Origin of the sequence: Massilia sp. GCM10023247, assembly GCF_042653325.1 — a bacterium.
In the GTDB taxonomy this organism is placed as follows: Bacteria; Pseudomonadota; Gammaproteobacteria; order Burkholderiales; family Burkholderiaceae_D; genus Telluria.
In genome coordinates this window covers 152,060-174,725 of sequence record NZ_JBHSIB010000010.1, presented here as the reverse complement: position 1 = coordinate 174,725, position 22,666 = coordinate 152,060, and the positions used below count along the sequence as shown (strand labels likewise).

The window sequence follows — 22,666 nt, the reverse complement described above, 5'->3', positions numbered from 1 at the left end:
CGTCCCGGTTCTTCTTAAGGTTTGTTGGTGACGACGACCGAGGTGCCGGTGCGTTCCAGGGCGACCAGGAAGGCGTCGGCCAGCGTGGCCTTGGTGACCACGTCTTCCAGGTTCACGCCCAGGTGGACGATGGTCTGCGCGATCTGCGGGCGGATGCCGCTGATGATGCAGTCGGCGCCCATCAGGCGCGCGGCGGCGATGGTCTTCATCAGGTGCTGAGCCACCAGGGTGTCGACCATCGGCACGCCGGTGATGTCGATGATGGCGATGATGGCGCCGGTATCGACGATCTTTTGCAGGATGTTTTCCATCACCACCTGGGTACGCGCCGAATCCAGGGTGCCGATCAGGGGCAGCGCCAGGATGCCGTTCCACAGCTTGACGACCGGGGTCGACAGCTCGAGCAGCTCCTGCTGCTGGCGCACGATGATCTGGTCTTTCGCCTTCTGGAACACTTCGATCGTGTACAGGCCGAGCTTGTCGAGCAGCGAGCTGACCGACCACGAGGCCGCGGCCAGCGCCACCGCGTCGTCGGCGAAACCGGCGGTCAGCTGCGAGAACAGCGGCTGCTTGAGCGAGAACACGAAGCTGGCCGTCTCGGCCGGGGTGGAACCGCTTTTCGCACGGCTCGACGAGATCTCGCTGAGCAGGTCACGCACCTCGTCCCACGAACGATGCTCGACATTTTCCAGCTCGCCGGAGCGGGTCGCCGCCGCAAAGGCCGCCAGGAACTGCTGGCAATGGGTGCGCAGCTGTTCCTTCGAGCTGCTGGTGCCGCGCACCAGCAGGGCTTCGAGCTGGTCGATCCACTGCGAGCCGATTTCGGCTTCGTGTTCCTGAATGAGCTGGCTGATGCGGGCGGCGTTGTCCTTCGTGGTCATCGGTACATTCCTTGTTTTGTTATTGCAGTCGTGGATGCGCCCGACTTAAATGAACGAGCTGCTCCAAATTGAAAGTCATTAACTATAACACTTCTTGCTAGATTTCCATTTCACAATCGAGGCGTGTGCGCCCCGTACTTTGAGGGCTTGTCAGCGCCCGCAGGCGGCTGCAGCGGCGCCGTTTACCGTGACCATGCGTTTGGAACCTTGATTAGCAACAAAAGTCAGTTGCGGCGGAATTGTTACGCTGTTGTGTCGCGCCAATACGGCCACCGCCGGCGCGGCATGGACCCGCTCGTTCATGGCGCGGTGGCCCGTCACCCGAAGGGGGAAGCCTCATGAGACACCTGTTCAACCGGCGTGAAAAATTCATCTACCGGCGCAATCCGCTGTATGACAGCTTTATTTCGGGCACAAAGTTCGGCATCGCCCTGGCGCTGCTGGCACTGGTGGCCCTCAAGCTGGCCTGAGCACGCCGGTGGCTCAGGACGAGCCCCGGCCAGCCGGCGCTGGCTGGCGCAACAAAAAACCGCCAGGCTCACGCACTGGCGGTTTTTATTTTCCAGCGCCGAAGCGCCGGGTTCCAGACTGATTACTGCGCTGCGGCTTCGACCGGATCGGCAGCCTTCATCGACAGCTTCAGGCGGCCGCGCTCGTCGGTCTCGAGGACCTTCACGCGTACTTGCTGGCCTTCCTTCAGGTAATCGGCGACTGCGTTGACGCGCTCGTTGGCGATCTGCGAGATGTGCAGCAGGCCGTCCTTGCCCGGCATGACTTGCACGATGGCGCCGAAGTCCAGCAGCTTCAGCACGGTGCCGTCGTAGGTCTTGCCCACTTCGACCGAGGCGGTCAGCTCTTCGATGCGGCGCTTGGCTTCCTGGCCGGCGGCAGCGTCGACGGAAGCGATGGTGACCACGCCTTCGTCGGTGATGTCGATCTGGGTGCCGGTCTCTTCGGTCAGCGCGCGGATGACGGCGCCGCCCTTGCCGATGACGTCACGGATCTTCTCTGGATTAATCTTGATCGTGATCAGGCGTGGCGCGAAGTCCGACAGTTCGGTCTTCACGGTCGGCACGGCCTTCTGCATCTCGCCCAGGATGTGCTGGCGGGCTTCCTTGGCTTGCGCCAGTGCCACCTGCATGATTTCCTTGGTGATGCCCATGATCTTGATGTCCATCTGCAGCGCGGTGATGCCTGCGGTGGTACCGGCGACCTTGAAGTCCATGTCGCCCAGGTGGTCTTCGTCACCCAGGATGTCGGTCAGGACGGCGAACTTGCCGCCTTCCTTGATCAGGCCCATGGCGATGCCGGCGACGTGCGCCTTCATCGGCACGCCGGCGTCCATCAGTGCCAGGCAGCCGCCGCAGACCGATGCCATCGACGAGGAACCGTTCGATTCGGTGATTTCCGACACCAGGCGCACCGAGTAGCTGAACTCTTCCGGCGATGGCAGCGCGGCAACGAGTGCGCGCTTGGCCAGGCGGCCGTGGCCGATTTCGCGGCGCTTCGGGGTGCCTACACGGCCGGTTTCGCCGGTGGCGAACGGAGGCATGTTGTAGTGCATCATGAAGTCGTCGGTGTACTCGCCCATCAGCGCGTCGATCTTCTGGCTGTCGCGGGCGGTGCCCAGGGTCGCGATGACCAGCGCCTGGGTTTCGCCGCGGGTGAACAGGGCCGAGCCGTGGGTACGCGGCAGCACGCCGGTGCGGATCGCGATCGGGCGCACGGTGCGGGTGTCGCGGCCGTCGATGCGCGGCTCGCCGTCCAGGATCTGCGTACGCACGACCTTGGCTTCCATGTCGAACAGGATGTTGCCGACGTCGGCCGCATCGGCCTCGACGCCTTGCGCCGCCAGGGCAGCCATGACTTCCGACGACAGCGACTTCAGCTTTTGCTGGCGCGCCGATTTTTCGCGGGTCTGGTAGGCGTCGCGGATCTTGTCGGCAGCCAGCTCGGTCACCTGGGCGATCAGGGTTTCGTTCTTGGCAGGGGCGGTCCACTCGACTTCCGGCTTGCCGCCTTCTTCGACCAAGGCGTGGATCGCATCGATCACGGCGCGCATCTGGTCGTGGCCGAAGACGACCGCGCCCAGCATGACTTCTTCCGACAGCTGCTGTGCTTCGGATTCGACCATCAGCACGGCCGTTTCGGTACCGGCGACGACCAGGTCCATCTGCGAGGTCTTGAGCTGGGTGGTGCTCGGGTTCAGGATGTACTGGCCATTCGCGTAGCCGACGCGGGCGGCGCCGATCGGGCCGTTGAACGGGATGCCGGCGACGCACAGGGCGGCCGAGGCGCCGATCATCGCAGGGATGTCCGGATCGATTTCAGGGTTGACCGACAGCACGTGGATGATGACCTGGACTTCGTTCAGGTAGCCTTCCGGGAACAGCGGACGGATCGGACGGTCGATCAGGCGCGAGGTGAGCGTTTCCTTTTCAGAAGGACGGCCTTCGCGCTTGAAGAAACCGCCCGGGATCTTACCGGCAGCGTACGTTTTCTCGATGTAATCGACGGTCAGCGGGAAGAAATCCTGGCCCGGCTTGGCGTCTTTCTTGGCGACGACGGTAGCCAGCACCACGGTGTCTTCGACCGACACCATGACGGCGCCGGAGGCTTGACGGGCGATTTCACCGGTTTCCAGAGTGACGGTGTGTTGGCCGTACTGGAAGGTCTTCGTAACTTTGTTAAACATTGGTAATCCCTTTCTATTTGCCGACAGATTTTCAGGAGCTGTCGTTCACCTCACCACTAAGAGCGTCTAACAAAAACCTCATGGCGGCGTTGCAGCGTCTTGCCGTACCAACGTACTGTCTGCGACGCTGCGTCGGTTGGCCGCATCCCTTGCCCTGAGGCTTTTGTTAGACGCTCTAAAACCGCTTACAACAGAAACACTAGGTAAAACAAAAAATGCCCGCGACAGCTAGACTGACGCAGGCATTTCTTTGACTAAACCGTCTGGCGCAAAAATTACTTACGCAGGCCGAGTTTGGCGATCAGGTCGCGGTAACGGTTCAGGTCTTTGCTCTTCAGGTAAGACAGCAGGCTCTTACGACGGTTGACCATCATGATCAGGCCGCGGCGCGAGTGGTGGTCTTTCTGGTGGGCTTTGAAGTGGCCGTTCAGTTCGTTGATGCGTGCAGTCAGCAGTGCGACCTGGACTTCCGGCGAGCCGGTATCGTTCTGGCCACGTGCGTTGTCGGCGATGATCGCCGCTTTGTTGATGTTTTCTACGGACATGATGTTACCTTTCACATGCGGTGCAAGAGTCGCAACCCAGCGCACCGTGATTTGATTAAAAAACCTGCCCCTGCGGACAGACGCGCCAGTATATGCGAAAACAGTTGGCGTCACCAGCATTTGCTGCGCCGCCGCTAGGGCATCATGGCGTTTTCGACGCTTTTCGCGAGGCCTTCCATGCGCACCATGATAAAAATTGCAACACTTTGCACGGCGCTGATGCTGGCGGGCTGCGCCGGGCCGTTGTTTCGCGAGGCCCCGAACGTCGGCGAACCGGTGGCTGCCGTGATCGCCAAGCTCGGGCAACCGACCGCCGTCTACCCTGCTCCCGACGGGCAGATCCTCGAGTACGCCACCGGACCGATGGGCCAGTTTACCTGGATGGCGCGCATCGGCCCGGACGGGCGGCTGGCGTCTTACGAGCAGGTGCTGACCGGCGAGAAATTCGCGACGATCAAGATCGACCAGGCGACCAAGGCAGACGTGCTGCGCACCATCGGCCACCCCGCCGAGCGTTCGCGCGTCGCCATGCACAACTACGAGGTCTGGTCCTACCGCTACAAGGAAGCGGGCGTGTGGAACTCGCTGATGCACGTGCATTTCGACGAGAACGGGATCGTGCGGCAGATGCTCAACGGGCCCGATCCGCTGTTCGAGCCGAGGGACCGCTTTCCGTTTTGATGATCCGCGCAACGAAAGCGGAGGGACGTAGGGTGGACGGCTATACCCGGGCGTGGGCCTACCTGTTGCTCCACCGCCGCCCACGCGCTCAAGCAGCGGATGCCTGGCCGCGCTGCGGTTCGCAACCGTTCGTTGAACGCGTGGGCGGCGTTCACGCAGCGTGAGCACGAGCGTCCGGGTGCAGCCGTCCACCCTACGGTCTGTGCGTACATACACGATTGTTACCGCAAGTACAGTAACGAACAATATACTGTTGCGATATGAATATCGCACAGCCGCCCTTCCCGCCGCCGCGTCACCTTGCCGGGATCGCCATTTCGCTAGGCGTGCATGTGCTGCTGATCGTGCTGTGGCAGTTGTCGCGGCCTATTGCGTCAGTGGACGAGGCGCCGCGCGAGATGGAGGTGGTGCCGTTCCGGATCGTGCCGGCTCCGCGCGTCGAGGCACGGCCGCCGACGCTGTCCTTGCCGGCACCGGCGCGCAGGGAGGCGGCACAACAAGCCGCGCCGGCGCCGGCAGCCGAGGCCCCGCCGGCAGTCGCCCCGCCGCCCGAAGCCGCCGCCCCTCCGGCAAGCCCACCCGTGTCGAGCGCCGATCTGCTGGCCCGGTCGAAAGCCGCCGTCGCCGGCATCGACCGCGCCCTGCGCCAGGAAAACCCGCGGCGCGGGATCCAGGCCCCGGTCGTCACGCCGCAAATGAAGCTCGAACGCGGCATCGCGCGGGCGGCCGAGCTGGCGCCGAACAAGTGGTACCAGGTGCCGAAGACCGAGGAAATCATCGACCCGGGCGGTTATGGACGCCGGCGCTACCGCGTGACGACGGCCATGGGCACCTATTGCGTCACCTACGAGTCGAACCACGCGCCTGACGGCCGCGATTCGATGCGCAACGGTATCCCGCCGAAAATGACCACCTGCGACGAGGACGAGCAGAAGCCGACGGTCCAGAAATGGAATTAGGGCCCCCCCTCGGGCGGCGCTCACGCAAGGTGAGCACGGCCGCCCGGGTCGAGCCGTCCGCCCTACAGCTGCGGATGGGCCTTCTCCACCTTCGAGTGCAGTTTGTTCAGCCCCGACAGGTAGGCCTTGGCCGAGGCCACGACGATGTCCGGGTCTGCCCCGACGCCGTTGACGATGCGCCCCTGGCGCGACAGGCGGATCGTCACTTCGCCCTGCGACTCGGTGCCGTTGCTGATCGCGTTGATCGAGAAGAGGATCAGCTCGGCGCCCGACTTCGCCTCGCTCTCGATGGCGTTCACGGTGGCGTCGACCGGGCCGTCGCCGGTTCCCTCGCAGGCATGCTCCTGGCCGTCGATGGCGAAGACCACGCGCGCGTGCGGCAGCTGGCCGGTTTCGGAGCGCTGGGCCAGCGACACGAAACGGTAATACTCCCCTTCCTGGGCATGGTCGGCCGCAGAGACGAGGGCCATGATGTCCTCGTCGAAGATCTCGCTCTTGCGGTCGGCCAGTTCCTTGAAGCGGGCGAACGCATCGTTGGCTTCGGTTTCCGAGTCGAGGTCGATGCCGAGCTCCTGCAGGCGCGCCTTGAAGGCGTTGCGCCCCGACAGTTTACCGAGCACGATCTTGTTGGCGTGCCAGCCGACGTCTTCGGCGCGCATGATCTCGTAGGTCTCGCGCGCCTTGAGGATGCCGTCCTGGTGGATGCCCGAGGCGTGCGCGAAGGCGTTCGCGCCGACCACGGCCTTGTTCGGCTGCACCGCGAAACCGGTGATCTGCGACACCATCTTCGAGGCCGGGACGATCTGCGTGGTGTCGATGCCGACAGTCAGCTTGTAGTAGTCGGCGCGAGTGCGCAGCGCCATCACCACTTCTTCCAGCGCCGTGTTGCCGGCGCGCTCCCCCAAGCCGTTGATCGTGCATTCGATCTGGCGCGCGCCGCCGATGGCGACGCCGGCCAGCGAATTGGCGACCGCAAGACCGAGGTCGTTATGGCAGTGCACCGACCAGATCGCCTTGTCGGAATTCGGGACGCGCTCGCGCAGGCGGCGGATGGTCTCGCCGAATACCTCGGGCGTGGCATAGCCGACCGTGTCGGGGAAATTGATGGTGGTGGCGCCTTCGGCGATCACGGTTTCCAGCACGCGGCAGAGGAAATCCTCTTCCGAGCGGCTGCCGTCCTCGGGCGAGAATTCGATGTCGTCGGTGTGGTTGCGGGCATAGCGGATGGCAAGTTTCGCCTGTTCCAGCACTTGCGCCGGCTCCATGCGCAGCTTCATCTGCATGTGCAGCGGCGAGGTGGCGATGAAGGTGTGGATGCGCTTTCTGGCGGCCGGCTGCAGGGCTTCGGCGGCGCGCGCGATGTCGCGGTCGTTGGCGCGCGAGAGCGAGCAGATGGTCGACTCGCGCACGGCGGCCGAGATGGCGCGGATGGCCTCGAAGTCGCCCGGCGAGGCGGCGGCGAAGCCGGCTTCGATGACGTCGACCCGTAGCCGCTCCAACTGGCGCGCGATGCGCACCTTTTCGTCCTTGGTCATCGACGCGCCCGGCGATTGCTCGCCGTCGCGCAGGGTGGTATCGAAAATAATGAGGCGATTCGGGTCAATCATGACAACTCCAGTCAGCGCTTGTTAATCAACGAGCGCCATCCTGGTGCTATCAGGAACCTACGGGCGCTCGGTTTCGTCGATATCGTCGGTAGGGATGATGGAAACCCGCTTGCCCTTGGCACGCTGGATCGCAAACACCACATACCCCGACAATCCATACACTACAAAAATCGGCCACAGGACCTTGGGCGGGTCGATCGCCACCAGGGCAAAGCCCAGCGCGATCAGGAACACCACGATGAACGGTACCGACTTGCGGAAGTTCACGTCCTTGAAGCTATAAAACGGCACGTTCGACACCATCGTCAGGCCGGCGAACACGGCCAGGCACCAGCTCACCCAGTCCACCTGGCGCGCGCTGACGTTGATGTCCGGGTCGGTCATCATCATGATGAAGCCGACCACCAGCGCCGCTGCCGCCGGGCTGGGCAGCCCCTGGAAGAAGCGCTTGTCCACCACTTCGATGTTGGTGTTGAAGCGCGCCAGGCGCAGCGCCGCGCCGGCGCAGTAGACGAAGGCCGCGATCCAGCCCAGCTTGCCCAGGCCGCGCAGCGACCATTCATAGATCACCAGTGCCGGCGCCGCCCCGAACGACACCATGTCCGACAGGCTGTCGTACTGCGCGCCGAACTCCGACTGCGTATTCGTCAGGCGCGCAACGCGCCCGTCCAACCCATCGAGCACCATCGCGATGAACACGGCCCAGCAGGCGTGCTCGAAGCGCTGGTTCATTGCCATCACGATCGCGTAGAAACCGCAGAACAGGGCCCCGGTCGTAAACGCGTTCGGCAGCAGGTAAATGCCGCGTCCGCGCGGCCCGCCCTTGTCCTCGGCCCGGCGGCCGAAGCGCTTGAGGCGGGAGAATCGTGGCGCCCTTGGCGCTCCGCCAGTTTTCTTGCGTCGTGGGAAGGATGGCATAAAGTTCCGTATTCAAATAGTTGTCGCGCCAACGGCGCCGTTTCCCCATTATAGAGGGGCAACGGCCTCGTTAGCGATCGGACAGTGTTACTTGAACTTTACTTTCCCAACCAGCCGCATCTGCAGCGTCGTCTCCCCCGGTTCAAAACTCGGTTCCGGCATCTCGCCGTCGGCCTTCATGCTCGCGCGGCTGGCCATCATCCGCACCTCGGCCTGCGGCGCGTAATTGCCCGAGCCCTCGAAGTCGACCGTGTCGAGCACGGCGTCGGACGGGTTGCGGCCCATGGCGCGTGCGATCGAGGCGATGCGCTCGTTCAGGTTGCGGTAGGTCTCGGCAATGCGTCGGTCGTCCAGCAACTTTTCCGTCGCCGGAGCCAGGCCGAAGTTGATGCCGTTAATCGACAGCACTTTTTGCGCCGCCGCTGCCGTTTTCGGCAGGTCGGCCAAATTCGTCGTCTTCACTTCCAGATATTGCCCGACGCGCCAGCCGATCGGCACCGGCTTGACGGGCTGGACCGGTGTCCGGCTCGCCGGCAGCGGCTGCACCGGCGGTTCCGGGTAGACCGGATAGGTGTAATAGCCCTGCGTCTTCAGTTCGGCTTTCGGATCGGCACGGCGCACGACCTCGGTGCCCTCTTTCATCTTGCGGTTCACGCGCGCGGCGGCCGCGTTCTTGTCCTTGTCAAATTCCTCGACGGCAAAACTCACGGTCGCCTGGTCGTTGGCGTGGCGCACTTCGCCATTTGCCGGCACGATCACCAGCGTGCCAGTGGTAGCGACCGTCGGCGCAGCGGCCTGCGCCGCCGCGCCGGTGTGGGCCGCCAGCACCAGGCTGGCGATCAGGAACATTTTTGGAAGGGACATGTTTTTCTCCAGGTTAAATAATGCAACCCTTATACGTTACCGCTCCCGCGACTTCCATCGTGTTTTTGTAATGGAAAGTTGCAAAACGGTAGAGTTGGAGTCCGCGGTCCCTTCTCCTGCTTAGTTCTTCGACTGGTCCACCAGCTTGTTCTTGGCGATCCACGGCATCATCGCGCGCAGCTTGGCGCCGACCTCTTCGATCTGGTGTTCCGACGTCAAGCGACGCCGCGAAATCAGGGTCGGTGCGCCGGCCTTGTTCTCGAGGATGAAGCTCTTCGCGTATTCGCCGGTCTGGATGTCCTTCAGGCACTGGCGCATCGCTTCCTTGGTGGCCGAGGTGACCACTTTCGGGCCGGTGACGTACTCGCCGTATTCCGCGTTGTTCGAGATCGAGTAGTTCATGTTGGCGATGCCGCCCTCATAGATCAGGTCGACGATCAGCTTCAATTCGTGCAGGCACTCGAAGTAGGCCATTTCCGGCGCATAGCCGGCTTCCACCAGGGTCTCGAAGCCGGCCTTGATCAGTTCGACGGTACCGCCGCACAGCACGGCCTGCTCGCCGAACAGGTCGGTCTCGGTTTCTTCGCGGAAATTGGTCTCGATGATACCGGCGCGGCCGCCGCCGTTGGCCATGGCATACGACAGCGCGATGTCGCGCGCCGAGCCGGACTTGTCCTGGTAAACGGCGACCAGGTGGGGCACGCCGCCACCCTGGCGGTAGGTGCCGCGCACGGTGTGGCCCGGCGCCTTCGGCGCGATCATGATGACGTCGAGGTCGGCGCGCGGCACGACCTGGCCGTAGTGGACGTTAAAGCCGTGGGCAAAGGCCAGCACGGCGCCCTGCTTCGCGTTCGGCTCGATGTTTTCCTTGTAGACCTGGGCGATGTTTTCGTCAGGCAGCAGGACCATGATGATGTCCGCATTCTTGACTGCCTCGTCGACCTCGGCCACCTTCAGGCCGGCCTGCTCGACCTTGCCCCAGGAGGCGCCGCCGCGGCGCAGGCCGACGGTCACGTTCACCCCGGATTCGTTCAGGTTCTGGGCGTGGGCGTGGCCTTGCGAGCCGTAGCCGATGATGGCGACGTTCTTGCCTTTGACGAGGGAGAGGTCACAGTCTTTGTCGTAGAAAACTTTCATGGTCATTCCTTTGTTTTATATGTTCGTTATGTGCGGGCGTTACGCATGAGCGGCGCCGAATATTTGCGTGTCGTTTTGTGATGGGTCCCCCGGACCCATCACACCTTCAGGATGCGCTCGCCGCGGCCGATGCCCGAGCCGCCGGTACGGACGGTCTCCAGGATCGAGGTGCGGTCGATGGCGTCGATGAAGGCGTCGAGCTTGCTCTTGGCGCCGGTCAGCTCGATCGTGTAGGTCTTTTCCGTGACGTCGATGATGCGGCCGCGGAAGATGTCGGCGGTGCGCTTGATTTCCTCGCGCTCCTTGCCGACCGCCCTCACCTTGATCAGCATGAGCTCGCGCTCGATGTGGGCGCCTTCGGTCAGGTCGACCACCTTCACCACTTCGATCAGGCGGTTCAGGTGCTTGGTGATCTGCTCGATGATGTCGTCCGAGCCCGAGGTCACGATCGTCATGCGCGACAGCGTTGCGTCTTCGGTCGGCGCCACGGTCAGGGTTTCGATGTTGTAGCCGCGTGCCGAGAACAGGCCCACCACGCGCGACAGGGCGCCGGCTTCGTTCTCCAGGAGAACCGAGATGATGTGTCTCATTTACAGATCCTCCGAGCCGAGCAGCATTTCGGACAGGCCCTTGCCCGCCTTGACCATCGGCCAGACGTTCTCGCTCTGGTCGGTGATGAAGTTCATGAATACCAGACGATCCTTCATGCCGAAGGCTTCGACCAGTGCCCCTTCCACGTCGCCCGGCTTCTCGATGCGCATGCCGACGTGGCCGTAGGCCTCGGCCAGCTTCTCGAAGTCCGGCAGCGAATCCATGTACGATTCGGAATAGCGCGAGCCGTAGTCGATCTGCTGCCACTGGCGCACCATGCCCAGGAAGCGGTTGTTCAGGAGAATGATCTTTGGCGTCAGGTGATACTGCTTGCAGGTGGCGAGTTCCTGGATGCACATCTGGATCGAGCCTTCACCCGTCACGCAGGCCACCGTCGCATCGGGATTGGCCATCTGCACGCCCATCGCATACGGCAGGCCGACGCCCATCGTGCCCAGGCCGCCGGAATTGATCCAGCGGCGCGGCTTGTCGAAGGGATAGTACTGGGCGGCCCACATCTGGTGCTGGCCGACGTCGGAGGTGATGAAGGCGTCGCCCTTGGTGACCTTCCACAGCTTTTCGACGACCGATTGCGGCTTGATGAGGAGATCCGAATCCTCGTATTTCAGGCACTCGCGGCCGCGCCATTCGTCGATCTGCTTCCACCAGCCGCGCAGGGAATCCGGGTTCGGACGGTTGCTGCCGGCGGCTTCGAGCTGGGCCAGGAATTCGACCAGCACGTCCTTGACGTTGCCGACGATCGGGATGTCGACCTTCACCCGCTTCGAGATCGAGGACGGATCGATGTCGATGTGGATGATCTTGCGCGGGTGGCTGGCGAAGTGCTTCGGGTTGCCGATCACGCGGTCGTCGAAACGGGCGCCGATGGCGATCAGGACGTCGCAGTGCTGCATCGCCATGTTCGCTTCATAGGTGCCGTGCATGCCCGGCATGCCGACGAACTGCGCGCTGCTCGAGCGCGAGCCTCCCAGGCCCATCAGGGTATTGGTGACCGGCGCGCCGAGCTTGTCGACCAGGCGGTTCAGCTCCTGGGAAGCGTTGGCGAGGATGACGCCGCCGCCGGCATAGATCATCGGCCGTTCGGCGCCCTGCAGCAGCTGCACGGCCTTGCGGATCTGACCGGTGTGGCCCTTGTCGACCGGCTTGTAGGAACGCATTTCGATCTCGCGCGGATACTCGAACATGCACTTGTGCATGCTGATGTCCTTCGGGATATCGACCAGGACCGGGCCGGGGCGGCCGGTGCGCGCGATGAAGAACGCCTTCTTGAGCGTCGAGGCCAGCTCCTTCACGTCCTTGACGAGGAAGTTGTGCTTGACCACGGGGCGGGTGATGCCGACCGTGTCGCATTCCTGGAAGGCATCCTGGCCGATCGCATTGCTCGGCACCTGGCCGCTGATGACGACCATCGGGATCGAATCCATGTAGGCGGTCGAGAGGCCGGTCACGGCATTGGTCACGCCCGGGCCGGAGGTGACGATGGCGACGCCCACGGTGTTCGAGCTGCGCGAGTAGGCGTCGGCCGCATGCACGGCTGCCTGCTCGTGGCGTACTAATACGTGCTGGAATTTGTCTTGCTGGAAGATGGCGTCGTAGATGTACAGCACTGCGCCGCCGGGATAGCCAAAGACGTGTTTCACGCCCTCTTCGGCCAGGCAACGGACGACGATTTCTGCGCCCGTGATGGGACCCGTCACTCCGGATGATCCGGAGCCTGAGGCTTCGTTATTCATGAATCATTTCCTTTCAAAACCCATTGGGCGATTGATCGGATGCTCGTTCCTAACGAAATACGGTTTACCCCACAACGCTCGAGCTTCCCTTCTTTCTGCGGTCACGACGTACTCCCGGATATCGATTGATATCCTTCGTTACGGCGCTGGGCGCAACTCGTTTGGCTGAGTGTCTGTGGCGGCTCGACGCATCTCTCGCGCTTGTGGCGCGGGTTGGAGCAAACTGCCTACAAATGAAAGCGTGTCATGCCGGGCGGGCCTTGTGTGCCGGTCTGGCTGACGTTGGAGCTTCGGTGTGCAAAGCGTAAGAAACACCTTACTGCGTTGCACCATTTTGGTCAAGATAAAAAATGGAAAAGCCCCGGCGCCCGGTTTCGGTGCACAGCGGGGCCGTCGATACAGGACGATCGTGCAGTGCAGCGACGGCCGTAAGGCGGAGTCATGGATGCCGGTGGCATCCATGACGGGCCCACCTTTCCGCGCGTTCGCCCCTCGCCGTCTGCGCACACTTTGCCGACGCCTGCACAGCCCGCCCGCGCCCCACTGAGCAATTACCATGCATGCACGGTGGTTTTTTGCTAGGATTCGTGGGTTTCCATAAAGCACGGGCTACGCACCCGGGCGCCTACCTCCTTCCATCGCATGGCGACAGACAAAGAACTCAACGACTTCCTCGAGAATGTCGAACGCCGGGCGTTCAAGCAGGCCGTGTATGCGGTGCGCAAGGACGAGTCGGCGCTCGACATCGTGCAGGACGCGATGATCAAGCTCGCCGAGAAATACGGCGACAAGCCTGCCGCCGAATTGCCGATGCTGTTCCAGCGCATCCTGCAGACCACCATCCTCGATTATTTCCGCCGCGAGAAGGTCCGCAATACCTGGGTCAGCCTGTTTTCGGGCCTCGGCCGCCGCGAGGGCGAGGACGAGGACTTTGATATACTGAACTCGTACGAATCCGAGGAGGGCTCGGCCGCTGCCGAGTCGAGCGCAGACCAGGTCGAACGGGCCCAGACCCTGCGCCTGATCGACGAGGAGATACAAAAGCTCCCGGCGCGTCAACGGGAAGCCTTCCTTATGCGTTACTGGCAGGATATGGATGTGGCCGAAACGGCCGCCGCGATGGGGTGCTCGGAGGGCAGTGTCAAAACGCATTGCTCTCGCGCTACGCATACCCTTGCCGATGCCCTGCGGGCCAAGGGAATAAAATTATGAACAACGACGACATCAACCTGGCGTACAAGCTGCGCCACGCCTTGAACGAGAACCTGGAGTCGCTGCCTGCCTCGACCACCGAGCGCCTGGCCGCGGCCCGCAAACTCGCGCTGTCGCGCAAGAAGCCCGATGCGCCGGTCCGCGCGCAGGGCGGCCTGCGCCGCTTCCTTGGTGTCGATTTCCACGTCTCCGGCATGGGCCTGGGCCGCCTCGGCGTCGCCCTGCCCTTGCTGGCGCTGGTCGTCGGACTCGGCGGGCTCTACCAGTACGACCAGCAGCAGCGCATCGACGAACTGGCCGAGCTCGACGCGGCCATGCTGGCCGACGAACTGCCGCTGACGGCTTACCTCGACCATGGCTTCAATGCCTACCTGGAGTCGCAACAGCGCCACCAATGACGACACCGCACTCCAAGCCCCGCCGCGCCGGTCTGGTCGCCGTCGCGGCGCTGCTGCTGGCTGCCCTGGCAGCCTGGTTTTTCTGGCCCGATAGCCACCGTGGCGCCGCAGGCAACGCACCCGCCGCGACGGCTGCCGGCGCGCCGGCCGGCATCCCCGGCAAGGGCGGCCCGCAACTGTTCCACAAACCGCTGTGGAACGATCTCACGAAGACCCAGCAACTCGCGTTGCAACCCCTGAAGGACGAGTGGGATGTGATGGAGGGCACGCGCAAGCGCAAATGGCTCGAGATGTCGCGCCGCTTTGCCTCGATGAGCCCGGAGGAGCAGGACCGCGTGCACGACCGCATGCGCCAGTGGGTGCGCCTCACGCCCGAGCAGCGCAACCTCGCACGCGAAAACTACACCCGCACGCGCAAGCTCGCGCCCGGCGAAAAGGCCGCGACCTGGGAAAGCTACAAGCAATTGACGCCCGACCAGAAACAGCGCCTGGCCCAGTCCGCCCGCAAGAACCCGGCCGCGCCTTCGATGCCGTCCTCGACGATGATCGTCGCGCCGACCAGCTGCCCGCCCGGCACCACGCGCCGCGGCGCCTCCTGCATGTCGCTCGAGCCGCCGGCCAGCCTGCCGGCAGCGCCGGCCATCACGCAGCCCGGTGCGCCCACCTCTACGCCCGCACCCACGCCCGCCGCCGTGCCCGGCACTGCGCCCGCCGCGACGCCGGCGGCGCCGGCCCCGGCCGCGGTCGGCGCCGCCCCCTCCACCGCCGCCCCCACCGCATCGAATGCAAACGGATAAATCAAGCGCCTCGGCTGCCTCAGTTGCCTCAGTTGCCTCCTCAGTTGCCTCAACTGCCTCGACTGCCCCTGCCGCGATCGGCACGCCGACCGTCAAGCGCCGCGTCGTCGCGATGGTGTACGAAGCCTTCCTGCTGGTTGCGGTCGAGGCGCTCGCCGTCTTCCTCTTCATTTTCGCCACCGGCAACCGCCAGGAGCCCGTCTTCCGCGCGGCGCTGATGGTCTTCCTGTTCCTGGTGACGGCCGCCTATTTCGTGCACGCCTGGAGCGGCAGCGGTTTTACCCTGGCGATGAAGACCTGGCGCATCAAGCTGGTGAAGGTCGGCCACGCGAAGGTGCCCTTCAAGAATGCGGCCATCCGCTACCTGCTGGCCTGGGGCTGGTTCGCGCCGGCCCTGCTGGTGGGCGCCCTGCTCGACCTGCACGGCGTCAAGGAATGGGCCCTGCTGCTGGGCGCCGGCCTGGTAGCCTGGGGCCTGACGGCCTTCCTCGACAAGGACCGGCAGTTCCTGCACGACCGGATCGCGGGGACGCGCCTGATCGCGCTGCCGAAAGCGGGCGGCAAATAATGCCCTGATGGCTGCGGCGCCTAGCGCCGCAGTTCCGACATGATCTTCTCGGCCAGGAAATCGCAGGGCGGGCGCCGCGATTTGCTGCTGCGCGCGAGGATGAGTTCGAGCGGCGCCATCTCCGGCAAGCCCTGCGCCTGGCCGAGCAGGCTGAGGTGCGCCGGCACCGCACAGCGCGCCAGCGGCGCCACCGCCAGACCCGCTTCCACCATGCTGAGCAGCCCCATCAGGCTCGGGCTCTCGTACGAGGTCCGGTAGGTGATCTTCGCCCGCTCCAGGCTGCGGATCGCGTTTTCCCGCGCCACGCTGCCGGGCAAGAAGACGGCGATCGGCAAGGGCCGCTCGCGCCAGATCTCGGGCGCGCCGGGCGACGCGGCCCAGACGGTCGGCTCGAAGCGGATGAACTCCCCCGGCAGGCCCTTCACGCGCGTCGCGCAGACCAGGTCGACCGAGCCGTCCTTGACCATTGGCGCCAGCGCCACGCTCGGCAGCCCGACGACCTGGATCTCGACCTTCGGGTAGGTGCTCGAAAAGCTCTTCAGGATCGAGGGCAGCAGCGAGGACGCGTAATCGTCGGGCACGCCGATCACGACACGGCCGGTGATGTCGGGCCGCACCACGGCCGCCCAGGCCTCGTCGCGCAGGGCCAGCATGCGCCGCGCGAACGCGAGCAGCACCTCGCCGTCCTGGGTCGGCGTGACGCTGCGCGACCCGCGCACGAACAGCGGTTTGCCGAGCGCGCTTTCGAGCGTCTTGATCTGCATGCTGACCGCCGATTGCGAGCGATGGACGACTTCGGCCGCGCGGCTGATGTTGCCGGTATCGGCCACCGCCACGATCATGGCCAGCACGTCCAGGTCGAGTGATTTCATTGGTATCAGATAATCGAATAGTATCGATCAATATTATGCGATTTTCTTCTAGCGCGCCATCGTGCATAGTATCGGAAAGGAGTCCACTCATGAACGCACGCATCGATCCCCCCTTCTTCGCCGCCCCCGAACTGCGCTTCGCCGCCCTCCCGTCCGGCATCCGCATTCCGTATGTGGCGTCCGGCACCGGGGAGCCGCTGCTGTTCGTCCACGGTTCGCTGTGCGACTACCGCTACTGGGACGGCCAGGCGAGCATCCTGTCGAAGCAGTTCACCTGCCTGTCGGTCAGCCTCAGCCACTATTGGCCGGCGGCCGGCGCCGCCGGCCAGCGGGCCTTCGGCTGGAAGATGCACGTCGATGAACTCGCCGAGTTGATCGTGGCGCTCGGTCTCGGCCCGGTGCACCTGGTGGGCCACTCGCGCGGCGCCTGTGTCGCCTTCCACCTGGCGCGCGCCTATCCGGAGCTCGTGAAGAGCTTGACGCTCGCCGATCCCGGCGGCCCGCTGCAGGTGGCCGGCGTGCCGCAAGCCGGCCTGCCGGCGGCGACCGAGGCCTTGCGCGCGACGGTTGCCGAACTAGTCGAAAGTGGTGCGGTCGAGGCCGGTGTGGAGATGTTCGTCGACTCGGTCAGCATGCCCGGGATCTGGCGCCGCAGCCGTCCGGGATTTCGCAGGATGGCGCTCGACAACGCGGCCACGCTGCCGAAGCAGTTCCGCGATCCCTTGCCGGCCTACACCCGCGCCGATGCCGCCGCCCTCTCCTGCAGGACGCTGCTGATCGAAGGCGAACGCAGCCCGCGCATGTACCGCGATAACGTGGCGGCGCTCGCCGGCTGGATCAGGCACGTCGACAAGCGCTCGATTGCAGGGGCATCGCATGGGATGAACGTGACGCACGCGGCGGCGTTCAACCGGCTGGTGCAGGCCTTCGTGCGTGGATGATCGGGGTCCGTAGGGTGGACTCCCGAGTCCACGCCGTGGAACGGCCGCAAACCCGGTAGCCTGGGCTTGCTGCGAAAATCAGAACCGCTCGTACTCCGCCAGGTAACGCCACTGCCCTTCCGGCAGCGCGCCCATCGAGATCCGCCCCACGCGCAGGCGCTTGATGTCCGTCACCTGCAGCCCGACCGCCGCGCACATGTGCTCGATCTGGCCGGGCCGCACGCCCTTGGCGGCGAAGCGCAGCCGGCCTTCGCTCTGCCAGCTGACCTTCATCGGGTTGATCGGCTTGCCGCTGAAGGTCAGGCCGTGGTTCAGCAGCGCCAGGCCGCCTTCCTGGATCGCGCCGGCGACATCGACCACGTATTCGTGCTCGACGCGCTCGCCGTCGTCGAGCAGCTTGCGCGCGACGCGGAAGTCCTGGGTGTAGATCACCAGGCCGCTGGCATCGGTCTCGATCGGCGTGGTCAAGGTCAGGCGCGCCAGGTGGCGTTTCAAAAAGCGCGGCGCGCCATGCAGGCCGGCCACCAGGGTCTCCTGGCTCAGGCAGTCGATGGCGCTGGCGCCGCGTGCGCCGACGCCGGCATTCATGCCGGACGGTTTGTTCAGCAGGATCGTCACCGGCGGCGCCTCTTCCATGCTGGCGCCCGGCAGCAAGGCCACCGTTTGCGACGGCAGCACGCGGGTGGCCGGGTCTTCGACCACGGCGCCGTCGACGCTGACGCCGCCATTGGCGATGTACCGTTCCGCTTCCGCCCGCGAGCACGCCGCGAATTCGGCCACACGCTTGGCGAGGCGGATGCCTTCCGTATTTGCTCCCTCATTTCCTTGGCTACTCATCAGGCGCGCCAATCCAGGAAGAAGGTCTTGAAGGCGGCAACGACCTTGTCGATGTCGGCACGCGAGATGTCCAGGTGGGTCACCAGGCGCATGCGCGGGCCGACCGTGGCGCGGATGCCCTGCTGCGCCAGCGCGGCGCGCAGCGGCTCGCAGGCTGCCGCCGGCATGTCCAGCCAGAAGATGTTGGTCTGTGGCGCCGTGACGTTCAACTGCTCGATCTCGCCGAGGCCGCGCGCCAGTACGAAGGCATTGTCGTGGTCCTCGGCCAGGCGCTGGACGTTGTGCTGCAGCGCGTGCTGCGCGGCCGCCGCGATGACGCCGGCCTGGCGCATGCCGCCACCCAGCATCTTGCGCCAGCGCTTGCCCTGCTCGATGAAGGCCCTGGGGCCCAGCAGCACGGAGCCGACCGGCGCGCCCAGCCCTTTCGAGAGGCAGACCGAGACGGTATCGAAGCCCTTCACCACCTCGCGCAGGCTGATGCCCTGCTTGACGGCCGCGTTGCACACGCGCGCGCCGTCGAGGTGGGTGGCGAGGCCCCTGGCGTGCGCCAGCGTGGTCGCGGCCTGGACGTAGTCCTGGCCCAGCACGCGGCCGCCGATCGTGTTTTCCAGCGCCAGCAGCCGGGTGCGGGCGAAGTGCATGTCGTCGGGCTTGATATAGCCCTCGATGTCCGCCAGTGCAATGCTGCCGTCCGGCTGGTTGGCGATCGGCTGCGGCTGGATCGAGCCGAGCACCGCGGCGCCGCCGCCTTCGTATTTGTAGGTGTGCGCTTCCTGGGCGACCAGGTATTCGTCGCCGCGGCCGCAGTGGGTCATCAGGGCGATCAGGTTGGTTTGGGTGCCGCTCGGCGCGAACATGCCGGCCTCGTAACCGAACAGGTCGGCCGCGAAGTCCTGCAGGCGGTTCACGGCCGGGTCGTCGCCGTAGACGTCATCGCCGACCTCGGCGGCCGCCATCGCGGCGCGCATCGCCTGCGACGGTTGCGTGACGGTGTCGCTGCGCAGGTCGATCCAGTGTTGGGTGTCGCTCATGGTGTTCAATTGTCGGTTGAAAGGGCTTCGGCTTGCGCCGCGTTTTCCGTCTGCGAAGTGTAGAAACGCTGGCCCATCTCTTCCAGTCCCAGCGTGGACAGCACTTCCTGCAGCCGCTCGCTCGGACGGCGGCGCGGCAGGTTCTTGTAGGTCGCGACGATCAGCTCGTTCTTCATCGAATGCTCCCAGCCGACCAGTTCCGTCACCGTCACCTGGTAGCCGTGGGCTTCCAGCTGCAGGCAGCGCAGCACGTTCGTGACCTGGCTGCCGAATTCGCGGGTGTGGATCGGGTGGCGCCAGATCTCGGTGAGCGCGCTCTTGCCGAGATCCTTGCCCTTGTTCTTGCGCAGGAAAGAGGCCACCTCGGCCTGGCAGCACGGCACCAGCACCATGTGTTTCGCCTTCTTCTTGAGGGCGAAGTCGATGGCGTCGTCGGTGGCCGTGTTACAGGCGTGCAGCGCGGTGACGATGTCGATGGTTTGCGGCAGTTTGCTCGACGTGGTCGACTCGGCCACCGACAGCGGCAGGAAGGACATGTTGGCAAAGCCCAGGCGGGCCGCCAGCTCGGTCGATTTGCTGACCAGTTCCTCGCGCGTCTCGATGCCGTAGATGTGGGAGGCGTCGTCGAGCTGCTTGAAGAACAGGTCGTACAGGATGAAGCCGAGGTAGGACTTGCCTGCCCCGTGGTCGACCAGGGACACGCCGTTCTTTTCCGCGCGTACGTCACCCAGCAGCGGCTCGATGAAGTTATACAGGTGGTAGACCTGTTTCAGCTTGCGGCGGCTGTCCTGGTTGAGCTTGCCGTCGCGCGTGAGGATGTGCAGCTCCTTGAGCAGCTCGATCGATTGCCCGGGACGCACTTCCGGCGGGAGCTCGGGCGTCGTGACCGGCTTTTTCGTGTTCTCGGCGCGCTTCATATCGTGGATCAGTGGTTCTTTTCGGCGGCGTGGTTGATCGTGTACTTCGGGATCTCGACCACCAGGTCTTCCTCGGCCACGATCGCCTGGCAGGACAGGCGCGAGTTCGGCTCCAGGCCCCAGGCCTTGTCCAGCATGTCTTCTTCTTTTTCCTCGAGTTCGTTCAGCGAGTCGAAGCCTTCGCGCACGATCACGTGGCAGGTGGTGCAGGCGCAGACGCGGTCGCAGGCGTGTTCGATCTCGATGTCGTTCTCTAACATGACATCGCAGACGGATTTGCCGGCCGGAGCTTCGAGGACGGCGCCGTCCGGGCAGTAGGTCGGATGGGGCAGGATGACGATTTGTGGCACGTTATTACCTCTTCAATTTATTCTCTGAACCGTAGGGTGGACGGCTTGCCGTCCACGCGTTCAACGTTCGTTTGATTCGTCGCGGTGCTCATGATGCCGCGCTCATTCGGGCGGCGGTTGAACGCGTGGACGGCGAAGCCGTCCACCCTACGTCCTTCGCCAAGCTCTGTTACACCTCGTCCAGCGACTTCCCGGCCAGCGCGCTGCGCACGCTCTTGTCCATGCGCCGCGCGGCAAAGTCTTCGGTGCCGTGCGCGAGCGCCTGGACCGCGGCGTGCAGCGCGTTCTGGCGCGCGCCCGGCTCGACGTTCGCATCGTTCGAGGCCGCGATCGCTGCGGCCACGCCCTGCACCAGCGCCGCCAGCGCTTCCTGCTCGTCGGCGCCGAGCAGGTCGCGGTCGGTGTCGAGCGCCGATTGCGTCGCCAGCAGGATGCGCTCGGCCTCGACCTGCTCTTCGCGCAGCGCGCGCATCTGCATGTCGACCTCGGCCGAGCTGTAGGAATCCTGCAGCATGCGCGCCACCTCGTCGTCGCCCAGGCCGTAGGACGGCTTGACCGTGATCGAGGCTTCCACGCCGGAGCGCGTCTCGCGCGCCGAGACCGACAGCAGCCCGTCGGCATCGACCTGGTAGGTCACGCGGATGCGCGCCGCACCGGCCGCCATCGGCGGGATGCCGCGCAATTCGAAACGCGCCAGCGAGCGGCAATCGGACACCAGCTCGCGCTCGCCCTGGACCACGTGCACGGCAAGGGCCGTCTGGCCGTCCTTGAAGGTGGTGAATTCCTGGGCTCTAGCGCACGGGATCGTCGAGTTCCGCGGGATGATCTTCTCGACCAGGCCGCCCATGGTCTCGATGCCCAGCGAGAGCGGGGTCACGTCCAGCAGCAGCCAGTCGTCGCCCGAGGCGCGGTTACCGGCCAGCAGGTTGGCCTGGATGGCGGCGCCCAGCGCCACTACCTTGTCCGGATCGATGTTCGCGTGCGGGATCGTGTGGAAGAACTCGGTGACGGCGCGGCGCACGACCGGCATGCGCGTGGCGCCGCCGACCATCACGACGCCGTCGACGTCTTCGACCGTCACGTTGGCGTCGCGCATGGCCTTGCGGATCGCGTTCATGGTTTTCGCCACCAGGTGCTTGGTGATCTCGGCAAAGGTGGCGGCGGTGATTTTCACCTGCACGATTTCGCCGGACCTGAGGATGGCTTCGACCGTCGTTTCGTCGTCGACCGACAGCAATTCCTTGGCCTGGCGCGCCTTGACCATCAGGGTCGCGGTATCTTCCTCGGACAGCGGCGCCAGCTTGGCCTGCTCGCGGATCCAGCAGAACAGGCGATGGTCGAAGTCGTCGCCGCCCAGCGCCGAATCGCCGCCGGTGGAGAGCACTTCGAACACGCCCTTCGAAAGCTTCAGGATCGAGATGTCGAAGGTGCCGCCGCCGAGGTCATACACGGCGTACACGCCTTCCGACGCATGGTCGAGGCCATAGGCGATGGCGGCCGCGGTCGGCTCCGAGAGCAGGCGCAGCACGTTCAGGCCGGCCAGCTGGGCCGCGTCCTTGGTGGCCTGGCGCTGGGCGTCGTCGAAATACGCCGGGACCGTGATCACCGCGCCGACCAGCTCGTCGCCGAGCGAATCCTCGGCCAGCTGGCGCAGGGTCGCCAGGATCTGGGCCGAGGTCTCGACCGGGCTTTTCACGCCGGCGACGGTGTTGATCTGCACCATGCCGGGGGCGTCGACAAAATCGTATGGCAGGTTCTCGGCGTGCGCGATGTCCTTCAGGCCGCGGCCCATGAAGCGCTTGACCGAGACGATGGTGTTCTTGGGGTCGGTGGTGCGGTGGGCTTGCGCCTTGTAGCCGATGTTGGCATTGCCGTTCGGCAGATAACGCACGACCGATGGCAGCAGCGCGCGGCCGTCCTCGTCGCTGAGCACTTCGGGAATCCCGCTGCGCACGGTGGCGACGAGCGAATTGGTGGTGCCCAGGTCGATGCCCACCGCCAGCCGGTGCTGGTGCGGTGCGGTCGACATGCCGGGTTCGGAAATCTGCAAAAGTGCCATGTTCGTGTTACCTGGTTGTTGTTCTGTGGTGCCGCTGGAGCCGACCGCTTGT

Annotated in this window: 23 protein-coding genes; 8 read left to right on the top strand and 15 right to left on the bottom strand. The window is 64.7% G+C overall.

What is annotated here, in order from left to right; all coding sequences use genetic code 11:
* Positions 1-14: 14 nt before the first annotated feature.
* Entirely contained in the window at positions 15-881 is an 867-nt protein-coding gene (locus ACFPAH_RS10050) for an STAS domain-containing protein (RefSeq protein WP_379744278.1), read from the bottom strand.
* Between the two features lie 338 nt (positions 882-1,219).
* Here ACFPAH_RS10050 and ACFPAH_RS10045 point away from each other — a divergent pair, with 338 nt between their 5' ends.
* A complete protein-coding gene (locus ACFPAH_RS10045; RefSeq protein WP_379744276.1) occupies positions 1,220-1,351 on the top strand; it encodes a hypothetical protein in 132 nt (43 codons plus the stop codon).
* Positions 1,352-1,473: 122 nt separating this feature from the next.
* Here ACFPAH_RS10045 and pnp read toward each other — a convergent pair whose 3' ends face one another.
* Complete coding sequence (gene pnp / locus ACFPAH_RS10040) at positions 1,474-3,576, bottom strand: polyribonucleotide nucleotidyltransferase (protein WP_379744274.1); 2,103 nt, start codon at positions 3,574-3,576, stop codon at positions 1,474-1,476.
* A gap of 275 nt (positions 3,577-3,851) precedes the next feature.
* Positions 3,852-4,121 (bottom strand): 30S ribosomal protein S15, encoded by a 270-nt coding sequence (gene rpsO, locus ACFPAH_RS10035; protein ID WP_379744272.1) that lies wholly within the window; start codon positions 4,119-4,121, stop codon positions 3,852-3,854.
* 186 nt (positions 4,122-4,307) lie between these two features.
* Here rpsO and ACFPAH_RS10030 point away from each other — a divergent pair, with 186 nt between their 5' ends.
* Together ACFPAH_RS10030 and ACFPAH_RS10025 are read left to right on the top strand one after the other, a co-directional pair.
* Positions 4,308-4,802, top strand: coding sequence for a hypothetical protein (locus ACFPAH_RS10030; RefSeq protein WP_379744270.1), 495 nt, complete (start codon positions 4,308-4,310; stop codon positions 4,800-4,802).
* Positions 4,803-5,062: 260 nt separating this feature from the next.
* Positions 5,063-5,761, top strand: coding sequence for a hypothetical protein (locus ACFPAH_RS10025; protein WP_379744268.1), 699 nt, complete (start codon positions 5,063-5,065; stop codon positions 5,759-5,761).
* 62 nt (positions 5,762-5,823) lie between these two features.
* Here ACFPAH_RS10025 and ACFPAH_RS10020 read toward each other — a convergent pair whose 3' ends face one another.
* The 6 genes from ACFPAH_RS10020 to ACFPAH_RS09995 all read right to left on the bottom strand — a co-directional run bounded on the left by ACFPAH_RS10020 (position 5,824) and on the right by ACFPAH_RS09995 (position 12,632).
* Positions 5,824-7,368, bottom strand: coding sequence for a 2-isopropylmalate synthase (locus ACFPAH_RS10020; RefSeq protein WP_379744266.1), 1,545 nt, complete (start codon positions 7,366-7,368; stop codon positions 5,824-5,826).
* Positions 7,369-7,425: 57 nt separating this feature from the next.
* Positions 7,426-8,286, bottom strand: coding sequence for a CDP-diacylglycerol--serine O-phosphatidyltransferase (gene pssA / locus ACFPAH_RS10015; RefSeq protein WP_379744264.1), 861 nt, complete (start codon positions 8,284-8,286; stop codon positions 7,426-7,428).
* 87 nt (positions 8,287-8,373) lie between these two features.
* Positions 8,374-9,150 carry an SIMPL domain-containing protein gene (locus tag ACFPAH_RS10010; protein WP_379744262.1) on the bottom strand — a complete coding sequence of 259 codons (777 nt, stop codon included), beginning with the start codon at positions 9,148-9,150 and terminating at the stop codon, positions 8,374-8,376.
* A gap of 120 nt (positions 9,151-9,270) precedes the next feature.
* Entirely contained in the window at positions 9,271-10,287 is a 1,017-nt protein-coding gene (ilvC, locus tag ACFPAH_RS10005) for a ketol-acid reductoisomerase (RefSeq protein ID WP_379744260.1), read from the bottom strand.
* A gap of 98 nt (positions 10,288-10,385) precedes the next feature.
* A complete protein-coding gene (gene ilvN, locus ACFPAH_RS10000; protein ID WP_379744258.1) occupies positions 10,386-10,877 on the bottom strand; it encodes an acetolactate synthase small subunit in 492 nt (163 codons plus the stop codon).
* Positions 10,878-12,632, bottom strand: coding sequence for an acetolactate synthase 3 catalytic subunit (locus ACFPAH_RS09995; protein WP_379744256.1), 1,755 nt, complete (start codon positions 12,630-12,632; stop codon positions 10,878-10,880). It abuts the gene before it with no gap.
* Between the two features lie 642 nt (positions 12,633-13,274).
* Between ACFPAH_RS09995 and ACFPAH_RS09990 the strand changes: the two genes are divergently transcribed.
* From ACFPAH_RS09990 to ACFPAH_RS09975, 4 genes are read left to right on the top strand one after another with little or no spacing between them, the layout of a single operon-like run.
* Positions 13,275-13,844 carry an RNA polymerase sigma factor gene (locus tag ACFPAH_RS09990; RefSeq protein WP_379744254.1) on the top strand — a complete coding sequence of 190 codons (570 nt, stop codon included), beginning with the start codon at positions 13,275-13,277 and terminating at the stop codon, positions 13,842-13,844.
* Positions 13,841-14,242, top strand: coding sequence for a DUF3619 family protein (locus tag ACFPAH_RS09985; protein ID WP_379744252.1), 402 nt, complete (start codon positions 13,841-13,843; stop codon positions 14,240-14,242). Before ACFPAH_RS09990 ends, ACFPAH_RS09985 begins: the two co-directional genes overlap by 4 nt.
* On the top strand, positions 14,239-15,039 hold the full coding sequence (locus tag ACFPAH_RS09980; protein ID WP_379744250.1) for a DUF3106 domain-containing protein: 801 nt from the start codon (positions 14,239-14,241) through the stop codon (positions 15,037-15,039). Before ACFPAH_RS09985 ends, ACFPAH_RS09980 begins: the two co-directional genes overlap by 4 nt.
* Complete coding sequence (locus tag ACFPAH_RS09975) at positions 15,026-15,607, top strand: RDD family protein (protein WP_379744248.1); 582 nt, start codon at positions 15,026-15,028, stop codon at positions 15,605-15,607. The genes ACFPAH_RS09980 and ACFPAH_RS09975 overlap by 14 nt, the downstream gene beginning before the upstream one ends.
* Before the next feature lie 20 nt (positions 15,608-15,627).
* Here the strand turns inward: ACFPAH_RS09975 and ACFPAH_RS09970 are convergent, their stop codons facing one another.
* The gene (locus ACFPAH_RS09970; protein WP_379744246.1) at positions 15,628-16,479 is read right to left on the bottom strand and encodes a LysR substrate-binding domain-containing protein; all 852 of its coding nucleotides are present in this window, start codon (positions 16,477-16,479) and stop codon (positions 15,628-15,630) included.
* Between the two features lie 89 nt (positions 16,480-16,568).
* Between ACFPAH_RS09970 and ACFPAH_RS09965 the strand changes: the two genes are divergently transcribed.
* On the top strand, positions 16,569-17,420 hold the full coding sequence (locus ACFPAH_RS09965; protein WP_379744244.1) for an alpha/beta fold hydrolase: 852 nt from the start codon (positions 16,569-16,571) through the stop codon (positions 17,418-17,420).
* Between the two features lie 78 nt (positions 17,421-17,498).
* Here ACFPAH_RS09965 and ACFPAH_RS09960 read toward each other — a convergent pair whose 3' ends face one another.
* The 5 genes from ACFPAH_RS09960 to hscA form a co-directional block, all read right to left on the bottom strand.
* Positions 17,499-18,257: an rRNA pseudouridine synthase gene (locus tag ACFPAH_RS09960; RefSeq protein WP_379744242.1), complete on the bottom strand. Its 759-nt coding sequence runs from the start codon at positions 18,255-18,257 to the stop codon at positions 17,499-17,501.
* The gene (ltaE, locus tag ACFPAH_RS09955) at positions 18,257-19,288 is read right to left on the bottom strand and encodes a low-specificity L-threonine aldolase (RefSeq protein ID WP_379744240.1); all 1,032 of its coding nucleotides are present in this window, start codon (positions 19,286-19,288) and stop codon (positions 18,257-18,259) included. The genes ACFPAH_RS09960 and ltaE overlap by 1 nt, the downstream gene beginning before the upstream one ends.
* 5 nt (positions 19,289-19,293) lie before the next feature.
* The gene (locus ACFPAH_RS09950) at positions 19,294-20,205 is read right to left on the bottom strand and encodes a class I SAM-dependent methyltransferase (RefSeq protein WP_379744238.1); all 912 of its coding nucleotides are present in this window, start codon (positions 20,203-20,205) and stop codon (positions 19,294-19,296) included.
* Positions 20,206-20,213: 8 nt separating this feature from the next.
* The gene (fdx, locus tag ACFPAH_RS09945; RefSeq protein WP_379744236.1) at positions 20,214-20,555 is read right to left on the bottom strand and encodes an ISC system 2Fe-2S type ferredoxin; all 342 of its coding nucleotides are present in this window, start codon (positions 20,553-20,555) and stop codon (positions 20,214-20,216) included.
* Between the two features lie 169 nt (positions 20,556-20,724).
* Positions 20,725-22,614, bottom strand: a complete 1,890-nt coding sequence (gene hscA / locus ACFPAH_RS09940; RefSeq protein ID WP_379744234.1) for a Fe-S protein assembly chaperone HscA — start codon at positions 22,612-22,614, stop codon at positions 20,725-20,727.
* Positions 22,615-22,666 lie beyond the last annotated feature (52 nt).

What these genes read in the sequence shown, in the direction of transcription:
- ACFPAH_RS10050 (WP_379744278.1), bottom strand. Translation starts at nt 881, where the DNA reads ATGACCACGAAGGACAACGCCGCCCGCATCAGCCAGCTCATTCAGGAA.
- ACFPAH_RS10045 (WP_379744276.1), top strand. Translation starts at nt 1,220, where the DNA reads ATGAGACACCTGTTCAACCGGCGTGAAAAATTCATCTACCGGCGCAAT.
- pnp (WP_379744274.1), bottom strand. Translation starts at nt 3,576, where the DNA reads ATGTTTAACAAAGTTACGAAGACCTTCCAGTACGGCCAACACACCGTC.
- rpsO (WP_379744272.1), bottom strand. Translation starts at nt 4,121, where the DNA reads ATGTCCGTAGAAAACATCAACAAAGCGGCGATCATCGCCGACAACGCA.
- ACFPAH_RS10030 (WP_379744270.1), top strand. Translation starts at nt 4,308, where the DNA reads ATGATAAAAATTGCAACACTTTGCACGGCGCTGATGCTGGCGGGCTGC.
- ACFPAH_RS10025 (WP_379744268.1), top strand. Translation starts at nt 5,063, where the DNA reads ATGAATATCGCACAGCCGCCCTTCCCGCCGCCGCGTCACCTTGCCGGG.
- ACFPAH_RS10020 (WP_379744266.1), bottom strand. Translation starts at nt 7,368, where the DNA reads ATGATTGACCCGAATCGCCTCATTATTTTCGATACCACCCTGCGCGAC.
- pssA (WP_379744264.1), bottom strand. Translation starts at nt 8,286, where the DNA reads ATGCCATCCTTCCCACGACGCAAGAAAACTGGCGGAGCGCCAAGGGCG.
- ACFPAH_RS10010 (WP_379744262.1), bottom strand. Translation starts at nt 9,150, where the DNA reads ATGTCCCTTCCAAAAATGTTCCTGATCGCCAGCCTGGTGCTGGCGGCC.
- ilvC (WP_379744260.1), bottom strand. Translation starts at nt 10,287, where the DNA reads ATGAAAGTTTTCTACGACAAAGACTGTGACCTCTCCCTCGTCAAAGGC.
- ilvN (WP_379744258.1), bottom strand. Translation starts at nt 10,877, where the DNA reads ATGAGACACATCATCTCGGTTCTCCTGGAGAACGAAGCCGGCGCCCTG.
- ACFPAH_RS09995 (WP_379744256.1), bottom strand. Translation starts at nt 12,632, where the DNA reads ATGAATAACGAAGCCTCAGGCTCCGGATCATCCGGAGTGACGGGTCCC.
- ACFPAH_RS09990 (WP_379744254.1), top strand. Translation starts at nt 13,275, where the DNA reads ATGGCGACAGACAAAGAACTCAACGACTTCCTCGAGAATGTCGAACGC.
- ACFPAH_RS09985 (WP_379744252.1), top strand. Translation starts at nt 13,841, where the DNA reads ATGAACAACGACGACATCAACCTGGCGTACAAGCTGCGCCACGCCTTG.
- ACFPAH_RS09980 (WP_379744250.1), top strand. Translation starts at nt 14,239, where the DNA reads ATGACGACACCGCACTCCAAGCCCCGCCGCGCCGGTCTGGTCGCCGTC.
- ACFPAH_RS09975 (WP_379744248.1), top strand. Translation starts at nt 15,026, where the DNA reads ATGCAAACGGATAAATCAAGCGCCTCGGCTGCCTCAGTTGCCTCAGTT.
- ACFPAH_RS09970 (WP_379744246.1), bottom strand. Translation starts at nt 16,479, where the DNA reads ATGAAATCACTCGACCTGGACGTGCTGGCCATGATCGTGGCGGTGGCC.
- ACFPAH_RS09965 (WP_379744244.1), top strand. Translation starts at nt 16,569, where the DNA reads ATGAACGCACGCATCGATCCCCCCTTCTTCGCCGCCCCCGAACTGCGC.
- ACFPAH_RS09960 (WP_379744242.1), bottom strand. Translation starts at nt 18,257, where the DNA reads ATGAGTAGCCAAGGAAATGAGGGAGCAAATACGGAAGGCATCCGCCTC.
- ltaE (WP_379744240.1), bottom strand. Translation starts at nt 19,288, where the DNA reads ATGAGCGACACCCAACACTGGATCGACCTGCGCAGCGACACCGTCACG.
- ACFPAH_RS09950 (WP_379744238.1), bottom strand. Translation starts at nt 20,205, where the DNA reads ATGAAGCGCGCCGAGAACACGAAAAAGCCGGTCACGACGCCCGAGCTC.
- hscA (WP_379744234.1), bottom strand. Translation starts at nt 22,614, where the DNA reads ATGGCACTTTTGCAGATTTCCGAACCCGGCATGTCGACCGCACCGCAC.